Origin of the sequence: Ferrovibrio sp. (assembly GCF_017994015.1) — a bacterium.
Classification (GTDB): Bacteria; Pseudomonadota; Alphaproteobacteria; order Ferrovibrionales; family Ferrovibrionaceae; genus Ferrovibrio.
Genome location: NZ_JAGOLP010000003.1, coordinates 208,010 through 217,286 on the forward strand (window position 1 = coordinate 208,010; position 9,277 = coordinate 217,286).

A 9,277-nucleotide genomic window follows, 5' to 3' on the forward strand; every position below is an offset into this window, starting at 1 on the left:
AATCCATGGCGCTTCAGCCCTTCTTCTGCTGCAACGCAGCCCAGACTTTTTCCGGCGTCAGCGGCAGGCTGGTGACACGGATGCCCCAGCCCTTGGCCAGCGCGTTGGCGATCGCCGGTGCAGCCGGCAGAATTGCGCCCTCACCCATGCCGCGCGCCCCGCCGGGGCCAGGCCCGGTGCCGCTCTCGATCAGGATGGTGTGGAATTCCTCCGGCACATCCTCGATATCCGGCACCTTGTAATCGATCAGGCTGGCATTCACCGGCTGGCCATCTTCGTAATGCAGCGCCTCGCACAGGCCATGGCCCAGGCCCTGCATCACCGCGCCTTCATCCTGGCCCTCGGCAGCCACGCGATTGATCGCCTTGCCGATATCGGCAACGCTGACATACCGCTTCACGGCAATGGCGCCGGTATCTTCGTCCAGCTCAATCTCGCAGCCGGCGGCAGCGGTTTCCCAGAAGAGTGGTGCCTGCACCAGACTGCCGCCCTTGGATTGCGGCGTGATACTGCCCAGGCCGGTGATATCGCCGCTATCAACGCCAAAAGCCTTGTGCAGAATGGTGCGGATGGAAAACACCGTGCCATCGCCAGCCACACGGCACACACCGCCTGGCACCAAGCGCAGATTTTCCACTGCCGTTTCCAGCGCCAGGGCGGCATAATCCAGCAGCTTGGCGGCGGCATCGGCGGCTGCGGCCTGCACCGCCAACCCCATCACCACGGTGGAGCGGCTGGCGCCGGTGCCCCAATCGAACGGCGCTGCCAGTGTATCCGGCGTTGCCACGGTGACAGCATCCAGCGGCTGGTTCAGCGCTTCGGCCGCCAGTTGCGCCAGCACCTGGCGCACACCCTGGCCGATCTCGACGCTGTTGGCATATACAATCACCGAGCCATCAATCTGGATACGCAGCAAAGCCGAAGCCAGCGGCAGGATGCCAGGGTCGCTGGCCGCCACCGCCACGCCGCGCGCCCGCTTGCGACCAGCGGCCTCTGCCGGTTGCAGCATCGGCCCCAGGCTTTGCGAGACCTGGCCCAGAGCTTCGGCCATATCCACATCAATTGGCCTCAGATCAGGGCGTACATATTCGCCACGCGCCAGCAGATTACGATAGCGGAAATCCAGCGCATCCAGGCCCAGATCGGCGGCGATGCGATCCATCTGCGATTCAGTGGCCCACACCGCCTGCGGCCCGCCGATGGAGCGGAAGGCGGCGCCCGGCACCGTGTTGGTATAAACCGCCTGGGCTTCCAGGCGCAGCGCGCCAAAACGATACGGGCCGATGGCACGATTGGCCGCCTTGATCGCCACGGCCGGGCCGGTATCAGCATAGGCGCCGCCATTCATCAACACCCGCACCGCCTTGGCCAGCAGAATGCCATCGGGCCCTACGGCGGTGCGCAAGGTCACCTTGGCATTCAAACGGCGGCAGGTCAGCATCGATTCCGAAATCGACAGGCAGAGCCGCACTGGGCGCTGCAGCTTCCAGGCCATGCCGGCCACCAGCGGATCAAGTTTCACCGAAGCCTTGCCGCCAAAACCACCGCCTACATAAGGCACGATGACGCGGATCTTGCTGAGCGGTGTGCCGAATATGCCGTTCAACACCTTCTGCACGGCGCTGGGCGACTGGCCGCAGCTCCACAATGTGAAGCCATGGCGCGGATCGTAATCGGCGATGGCGCAATGCGGTTCCATGGCATAATGGAACACCATCGGGAAATCAAAGCTGTCTTCATAAACATGGTCGGCGGCGGCAAAGGCCGCATCCACATCGCCATGCTCATAGGCAAAATTCTGGAAGGCATTGCTGCCGGCAAGCGGCTTGGCCTCGCCCTTGAAATAAAAATCTTTCAGCGTCTCGTGCTGTGGATGCAGCAATGGCGCATCCGGCAGCAGCGCCGCTTCGGCATCGGTGACATAAGGCAATTCTTCATAATCAACAACAATCGCTTCCAGCGCCTCCTCGGCGCTGTATTCATCCTCGGCGATCACCGCCACCACCGGCTCGCCGACATAGCGCACACGGTCTACGGCAATCAGCGGGCGATCCCGCAGGAACAAGCCCCAATGATGATTCAGTGTGGCGAAATCGGCCCCGGTCAGCACCGCCACCACACCCGGCACGGCCCGCGCCGCCGCACAATCGATGCCACGGATCAGCGCATGCGGCATGCTGCTGCGGAGCAGGCGGGCATGCAGCATGCCCGGCACGGTCACATCGGAGATGAACTCTGCCTGGCCGCTCACCTTCTCCAGCGCATCACGGCGCGGCGTTGCCGCCGTATCGGGGGATCGGCTCATGTTGTGCCATCTTCCTGCTGCAAGCCGAGCGCGCGCGCGCTGCGTCGCCAGGTCAGCAATTGCAGCACCAGGATGCCAAGGCCTAGCACCAGGATCACCGCCGACATCGGCCGACTGATCAGGATTAGCGGGCTACCATCGCCCATCAGCAGGGCCTGGCGCAGCGAGGTATCCAGCAGATCGGCCAGAATGAAGGCCATGATCAACGGGCTGGCTTCCAGATTGGCCTTGCGGAAGACATAACCGATGGCACCGCCCGCAACCAGCACACCCACATCGAACCAGGCATTACGCAGGCTGTAGGCACCCAGAATGGCGATGGTCAGCACCACCGCGTTCAACACCCAACTTGGCACCCGCAACAACTGCACCCACAAACCAACCAGCGGCAGATTGAGGATCAGCAGCATAACATTGCCGACATACATCGAGGCGATCACACCCCAGAACACATCGGCATGTTTCACCAGCATCAGCGGGCCGGGTTCGATATTCTGGATCAGCAGGGCGGCGAGCAGAACGGCCGTGACCGCATTGCCCGGAATACCAAGCGTGAGCAGCGGAATGAAAGCGGCGGAAGCCGCCGCATTATTGGCTGATTCCGGACCGGCAACACCGGCAATGGCGCCTTTGCCAAATTCCTCCGGCTTCTTCGACAGTGTCTTTTCCACTGTGTAACTGATCAACGCCGCCAGGATGGCGCCGCCACCGGGAATCAGGCCGAGCAGAAAGCCGAGCACCGAACCACGCCCGATCGGGCCGGCCGAGTCTTTCCAATCCTGGCGTGATGGCATGATGCGGCCGATCTTGTCGGTGATCAGCTTGGCGCCGCCGCGTTGCTCCATATTGTGCAGAATCTCGCCAAGGCCAAAGATGCCCATCATCAGCGGCACAATGCCGATGCCATTGGTCAGATCAAGAATGCCGAAACTGAAACGCGCATCGCCGGTCATGGTATCAAGGCCAACCAGGCCCAGCAGGATACCGATGAACACCATGCAGAGGCCATGCAAAGGCGGGCCGCCAGACAACGTGCTGGCCAGGATCAAGCCAAACAGCGCCAGGGCAAAATATTCCGGCGGGCCAAAACTGAGGGCATAGCGGGCAAAAAGCGGCCCGATCAGCGACAGGCCAACCACCGCCACCGTGCCGGCGACAAACGAGCCGATGGCGGCAATGGCCAGCGCCGGGCCGGCGCGGCCACGTTTGGCCATCTCGTAGCCATCCAGGCAGGTGATGACCGAAGCCGCCTCGCCCGGCACTTTCAGCAGGATCGATGTGGTGCTGCCACCATACATGGCGCCGTAATAGATCGCCGCCAGCATGATCAATGCACCCAGCGGCGAGCCGACCTGATAGGTGATCGGCAACAGAACCGCGATGGTGGTGACCGGCCCAAGGCCCGGCAGCACACCCACCAAGGTGCCGAGCAACGATCCGATCAGGGCGTAGAGCAGATTCTCCGGCTGGATTGCCAGAGAAAAACCATGCCCCAGTAGTTGTAACGCTTCAAACATTGGGCCAAGCCTGGATTGGGGCGTCGAGAAAAACGTTGAACAACAACAACCCGCCGCCCGTGACCAAAATGCTTACCAAGGCGGCTTCCAGCATATTGCGATGCTGGAAAAACCGCACCCAGACGAACAACAGCAACAGATTGGGCAGCAAAAAGCCGGCATAAGGCAGGCTGGCCACATAAACCGCCAGCAACAGCAAAGCGGCAACCGGCTCGATGCGGAAACCGGCGCCGGGCGGCTGGCGCAACGACTGCACCAGCAGCAGGCCACCCACCAGCATCAATGCGCCGCTGGCGATTGCCGGCAACAGCCCGGATCCCGGGATGCCATGCTCCCAGAATCCGAGCTTGAACGAGCCCAGGCCAAAAGCCACGGCAAGAACAATCATGCCGAGCGCCGAAAGGCGAAGGGGCGACAGGCTCGCCAGCATCACCGGATGGCCTTACTGCTTGATCTGCGCCAGCAGCGTGCGGGCGCGGGCAATTTCACCATCCACCAGGGCCTTGGTCTCGGCGCCCGGCATATCAACGATCACCATGGCAAGGCGGTTCATCGTATCGATGAAGGCCTGATCCTTCAGCGCGCCTCGGAAAGCCGCTTCAAGCTTGACGCGCACCGGCTCGGGCATGCCGGCCGGGGCAATGATCGCCTGCACCGAACGCAGCGACTTGTAGCCCATCTCCTGCATGGTCGGCACATCGGGGAAACGCGGCGAGCGCGCCGGCGTGGTCACCGACAGGGCGCGCAATTCCTTCTGATCAACGAACGGCGCCCAGACCGAGGTTTCCGAGATGAAATCAACATGCTGGCCGAGCAAAGCCGGCACCGAGCCGGCCGAACCCTTTTGCGGGATATGGATGAACTTGGCGCCGGTATCCACCATCAGGCCCTCAATGGTGAGATGCTGCGTGGTGCCGACACCGCCAGTGCCGAATTTCAGCTTGCCGGGATTCTTCTTGCCGTCCTCGACCAGATCCTTCAGCGTCTTCCACGGTGCATTGGCCGGCACCGCCACGCCGATCAGGTTGTCGCCGTAATAGCTGATAAAGCTGAAGCTCTTTTCCGGATCATACTGCACCTGGCGGCCAGCCAGCGGGATCAGGTATGAGCTGCTCGACAACACGCCGATGGTGTAGCCATCCGGCTTGGCGGCGGCCAGTTCGGTCATGCCGAGCACGGTGGCGGCGCCCGGCTTGTTCACCGGCACCACTGGCTGGCCGAGCGCCTTCTCGGCCGCCTTGGCCAGCACACGCGCGGTCTGGTCAGTGCTGCCGCCCGCATCCCAGGGGATGATCAGCGAGATCGGACGTTCCGGAAATTCGGCCCGTGCCGCACCGGCAGCGGTGATGATGGAAACGGCCGCGACGGCGGCAAAAACCCAATTGGCTGTGCTGGCAGACATTCTAGTTCCCCTTGCTTCGAATGGTTGGCGTGGATTTACGGGTGATGAGTGTGCCGCCGGTGGCAACAGCGGCCAGGCGGCGCGGCGCGCCCAGGCGCTGCGAAATACGGGCTGCCGTGGCCACGACGGCGCGGCTGAGATGATCCAGGTTGCCACGGCCGACCAGATCAACCGGCAGTGCGCCGCTGATCGCCGCAATAATATGGCCGGTCGCGTCATAAACCGGCGCGCCGATGGAATAGATGCCGACGATGTTTTCGCCTTCTGAAATTGTGAAGCCGAGCGCCTTGGCCTGCCGCACTTCCTTGATCAAAGCGGCAATGCCGAGTTTCGACTTGGCGGTGCGCCGCTCCATCTGCGTGCCTTCCAGCAACGCACGGATTTCCGCGTCGCTCATATCGAACAGCAAAGCCTTTCCCAGCGCCGTGGTATGCAGCGGGATACGATCTCCCGGCGACACTTGGATCGCAATCGGGCCGCTGCTCTGCAAGGTAGCCAGATAGAGTGCGGTATTATCGCGCAGGATACCGAGATAGGAATTGAGCTGGTGCTGCTTGGTCAGCAATTCCAGTTCTGGTGTGGCAATCTGCGCCAGGCTGCCGCTGCGGGTGAAGCCACTGCCGATCTCAAACGCCCGCGCGCCAATGCGGTATTTGCGCGATACCGGGTCCTGTTCGACAAAGCCACGTTCAAACAGCGTGTTGAGCAGCCGCTGCACGATGCTCTTGGCGATGCCAAGCATGCGCGCAAGGTCGCGAACACCAAGATCGGCATCGGCGGCGCCAATGGCTTCCAGCACCATCAATCCCCGGTCAAGGGATTGACTTTTGCTTTTACCGTCCCTATTATCGGAACTAGGTTCCTTTTCCATGACGGTACAATGACCGCCGTGGCGCCGGAGTGTCAAGCGCAAATCGCTTCACCCCGCCGAACTTGCATGCCTGTTGCGCAGCAAAGAATATCCGCAATGCGGAATTGCCCGCATCGCGTCGCTTAAAAACATCCTTGGCAAATTATTGGTGCAGCCTGCGCCTGCGCATGGCTGTGCTGCATCAGGGAAACAGGTCTTTCGCCGGTGGCCGAATCAGATCGGCGACGCTGCCTGCATTGCGCCGGCCAGCATAGCCGCGCAGGAAGACCACCGGCCGGCCTTCTGCTGCCTGCCCCATCAGCAGCGAAGCGGCTGCCGCAATTTCATCCGCCTGCCCCACTTCGGTACTCACCAGAACACGGCCATGGCGATCATCCTCGCCACGCATATCCACCAAAGCAGCCAGCCCGCTAACGCCAATGGCGGCACCCACCGTGCCAAATCGCCAGGCGCGGCCCAGACTGTCATTGATGATCACCGGCAGATCAAAACCAAGCCGCGCCAGCATCGCCTGGCGCAGACCGGCAGCGGCGGCATCGGGATCAGCGGGCCACAGCAATGCGTATTCGCGGCCATCCTGATGCAGCACGTTGGATTGATCGATGCCGGCATTGGCCAGCACGGTGCCATGGCGATGGCGCACAATGATCACCCCCGGCACGCAACGCAGCACAGCGCTCGATTCGCGCAGGATCAGTTCAACGATGCGGGCATCCTTGCCGGCCTTGAGCGCCAGGGTCCGTGCCTCGGCGGAGGGCGCAACTTCATCCAGCGCCACCAGACGGCCTTCGGCCTTGGACACGATCTTCTGCGCCACGATCAGGATATCGCCGGCCTGCGGCACCAGGCCATCGCCGGCGCAAGCAGTCAGGATTTCACTTGCGAGATCGCAGCCGGGACGGATTTCGCCAATGCCGCCCGGGGCCAGCAATTGCAATGCGGCCGGCATCGCCTCACACCGCCAGGGCGGGTTGCGGCATCGGCTGCTCTGCTGCTCTGCGGCGATAAGGCGTCTGCACCGTCGGCAGCAGCGGTGCTGCGCTGTGGCTGGCGCGGCGGCGCTCCTCGCTCACCGGCTGGTACAGCGTGCTGCGCTGCTGTGGTTCGCGTCCGGCATCGCGGATCAATTGCTCCATCGCATGCGGCGGCAATTCGGAACCATGCTCGGCACCGGCCGCGCGCGAGATGCTTTCGTCCATCAGCGTGCCGCCAAGATCATTGGCGCCATAGCGTAGCGCAGCCGCCACCCCTTCCGACCCGAGCTTGACCCAGGAACCCTGGATATTCGGGATCAGCGGATGCAGCACCAGCCGCGACACGGCATACATCAGCATGGTTTCACGCCAGGTGGGGCCGCGCCTTGCCTGGCCGCGCAGATAAATCGGCGCCTCAAAATGGATGAATGGCAGTGGCACAAACTCGGTAAAGCCGCCGGTGCGCGCCTGTAGGTCGCGGATATGCAGCAGATGCCGCGCCCATGCAATTGGCGCCTCGATATGGCCGAACATGATGGTGGCCGTGGTGCGCAGGCCGACGCGATGCGCCGCGCCGATGATCTCAAGCCAGCGCTCGGTGCCGATCTTGTCGGGGCAGAGCACGCGGCGCACGTCATCATCAAGAATCTCCGCCGCCGTGCCGGGCAGGGTGCCAAGGCCATGATCACGCAATTGGGCCAGGAAATCCGCCACCTCAACGCCCAGGGTCTTGGCGCCCTGATGCACCTCCAGCGCCGAAAAGGCATGTACATGCATTTCAGGCTCGGCCGCCTTCACCATATCCAGCAGGTTGATATAGGTCTGGCCGGTATAATCCGGATGAATGCCGCCCTGCATGCAGACTTCGGTGGCGCCACGCGCCCAGGCTTCGCTGACCCGGCGTGTGATCTCCTCACGCGACAGGTCATAGGGTGAGCCGCGCAGATGATCGTGTGTCTTGCCCTTGGAGAAGGCACAGAAGCGGCATTTGTAGTAACAGATATTGGTGTAGTTGATGTTGCGGTTGACGACATAGCGCACCACATCGCCGTTCATCCGCTGCCGCAGCGCATCGGCGGCCTGACGCACGGCCTCCACCTCGCCACCGCGGGCATCAAACAGCCGCACGATGCCGGCCGCCTCCAGCCTTTGACCGGCCTCGGCGCTGCGCAACAGCTGATCCAGTTCGCGTGTGGCACCATCCTGCACCGCAGGCAGCGGCGCCGGCAGGCGCTGCGGCGGCGGCTTGATGCCTGGCACGCCGGGGCTCCATTCATCCTCGCGTGCAAAGCCATCGGCATCACCATGTGCCAGCAAAGCCGGCGCCATGCCCGCATCCTGCCAGGCGGCGGCATCGCGCAGATAAGCCGGATAAGCCGCCAGGCGCTGCACCAGGCGCAAACCCTTGGCCAACGTGGCGGCTTCCAGCCGCGACACGGCAGGCCAGGGCGCTTCCGGATTGACATAATCCGGTGTCACCGGCGAGATGCCGCCCCAATCATTGATACCGGCATCCAGCAGGCGCGGAAAATCGGCATAGCTCAGATTGGGCGGCACCTGGATATTCATTTCGGCGCCCAGGATCAGCCGCGCCGCCGCCACGCTCCAGAGCAGTTCGTCCATATCCGGCTCGGCCTCTCCGGCCATCTTTGTATCCGGCTTGGCGCGGAAATTCTGCACGATCACTTCCTGCACATGACCATATTCGGCATGCAGGTTGCGCAAGGCCAGCAACGAGGCGATGCGCTCTTCGCGCGTTTCGCCGATGCCGATCAGAATGCCGGAGGTGAACGGCACGCGCGCCTTACCCGCCGCCGCGATCATCTCCAGCCGCACCGCCGGCTGCTTGTCGGGCGAACCAAAATGCGCGCCGCCGCGCTCGCATAGCCGCTCGGAAATACTTTCCAGCATGATGCCCTGCGAAACGCTGACCTGGCGCAGCCGCTCGATATCGGCCAGTGGCATCACCCCGGCATTGACATGCGGCAGCAGCCCGGTTTCGCGCTGCACCAGCGCACACATGGCATATAGATACTCCACCGTGCTGGCATAACCCTGCTGGCGCAGGAAATCCGCTGCCTCGCGGTAGCGCAGTCCCGGCTTGTCGCCGAGCGTGAACAAAGCCTCATGGCAGCCGGCTTCGCGCCCCCTGCGGGCAATATCAAGCACCTGTTCTGGTGTGAGAAAAGCCGCCGGCAGGTTTTTTGG

The 9,277-nt window shown here is 62.9% G+C and carries 7 protein-coding genes; all 7 read right to left on the minus strand.

What is annotated here, in order from left to right:
- Positions 1-13: 13 nt before the first annotated feature.
- Positions 14-2,305 carry a xanthine dehydrogenase family protein molybdopterin-binding subunit gene (locus tag KBB36_RS03880; protein ID WP_290977135.1) on the minus strand — a complete coding sequence of 764 codons (2,292 nt, stop codon included), beginning with the start codon at positions 2,303-2,305 and terminating at the stop codon, positions 14-16.
- Positions 2,302-3,822, minus strand: coding sequence for a tripartite tricarboxylate transporter permease (locus tag KBB36_RS03885; RefSeq protein ID WP_290977138.1), 1,521 nt, complete (start codon positions 3,820-3,822; stop codon positions 2,302-2,304). The genes KBB36_RS03880 and KBB36_RS03885 overlap by 4 nt, the downstream gene beginning before the upstream one ends.
- A complete protein-coding gene (locus KBB36_RS03890) occupies positions 3,815-4,252 on the minus strand; it encodes a tripartite tricarboxylate transporter TctB family protein (RefSeq protein ID WP_366933168.1) in 438 nt (145 codons plus the stop codon). Before KBB36_RS03890 ends, KBB36_RS03885 begins: the two co-directional genes overlap by 8 nt.
- 12 nt (positions 4,253-4,264) lie before the next feature.
- The gene (locus KBB36_RS03895; protein WP_290977144.1) at positions 4,265-5,224 is read right to left on the minus strand and encodes a tripartite tricarboxylate transporter substrate binding protein; all 960 of its coding nucleotides are present in this window, start codon (positions 5,222-5,224) and stop codon (positions 4,265-4,267) included.
- Position 5,225: 1 nt separating this feature from the next.
- Positions 5,226-6,095: an IclR family transcriptional regulator gene (locus KBB36_RS03900; RefSeq protein WP_290977146.1), complete on the minus strand. Its 870-nt coding sequence runs from the start codon at positions 6,093-6,095 to the stop codon at positions 5,226-5,228.
- A gap of 181 nt (positions 6,096-6,276) precedes the next feature.
- Positions 6,277-7,044, minus strand: coding sequence for a coenzyme F420-0:L-glutamate ligase (gene cofE, locus KBB36_RS03905; protein ID WP_290977149.1), 768 nt, complete (start codon positions 7,042-7,044; stop codon positions 6,277-6,279).
- Positions 7,045-7,048: 4 nt separating this feature from the next.
- On the minus strand, positions 7,049-9,277 hold a 2,229-nt coding region (cofH, locus tag KBB36_RS03910), incomplete at its 5' end, for a 5-amino-6-(D-ribitylamino)uracil--L-tyrosine 4-hydroxyphenyl transferase CofH (RefSeq protein ID WP_290977152.1).

Bases quoted from the DNA above. Each gene is read 5' to 3' on its own strand.
- KBB36_RS03880 (WP_290977135.1), bottom strand. From the start codon at position 2,305: ATGAGCCGATCCCCCGATACGGCGGCAACGCCGCGCCGTGATGCGCTG.
- KBB36_RS03885 (WP_290977138.1), bottom strand. From the start codon at position 3,822: ATGTTTGAAGCGTTACAACTACTGGGGCATGGTTTTTCTCTGGCAATC.
- KBB36_RS03890 (WP_366933168.1), bottom strand. From the start codon at position 4,252: ATGCTGGCGAGCCTGTCGCCCCTTCGCCTTTCGGCGCTCGGCATGATT.
- KBB36_RS03895 (WP_290977144.1), bottom strand. From the start codon at position 5,224: ATGTCTGCCAGCACAGCCAATTGGGTTTTTGCCGCCGTCGCGGCCGTT.
- KBB36_RS03900 (WP_290977146.1), bottom strand. From the start codon at position 6,095: ATGGAAAAGGAACCTAGTTCCGATAATAGGGACGGTAAAAGCAAAAGT.
- cofE (WP_290977149.1), bottom strand. From the start codon at position 7,044: ATGCCGGCCGCATTGCAATTGCTGGCCCCGGGCGGCATTGGCGAAATC.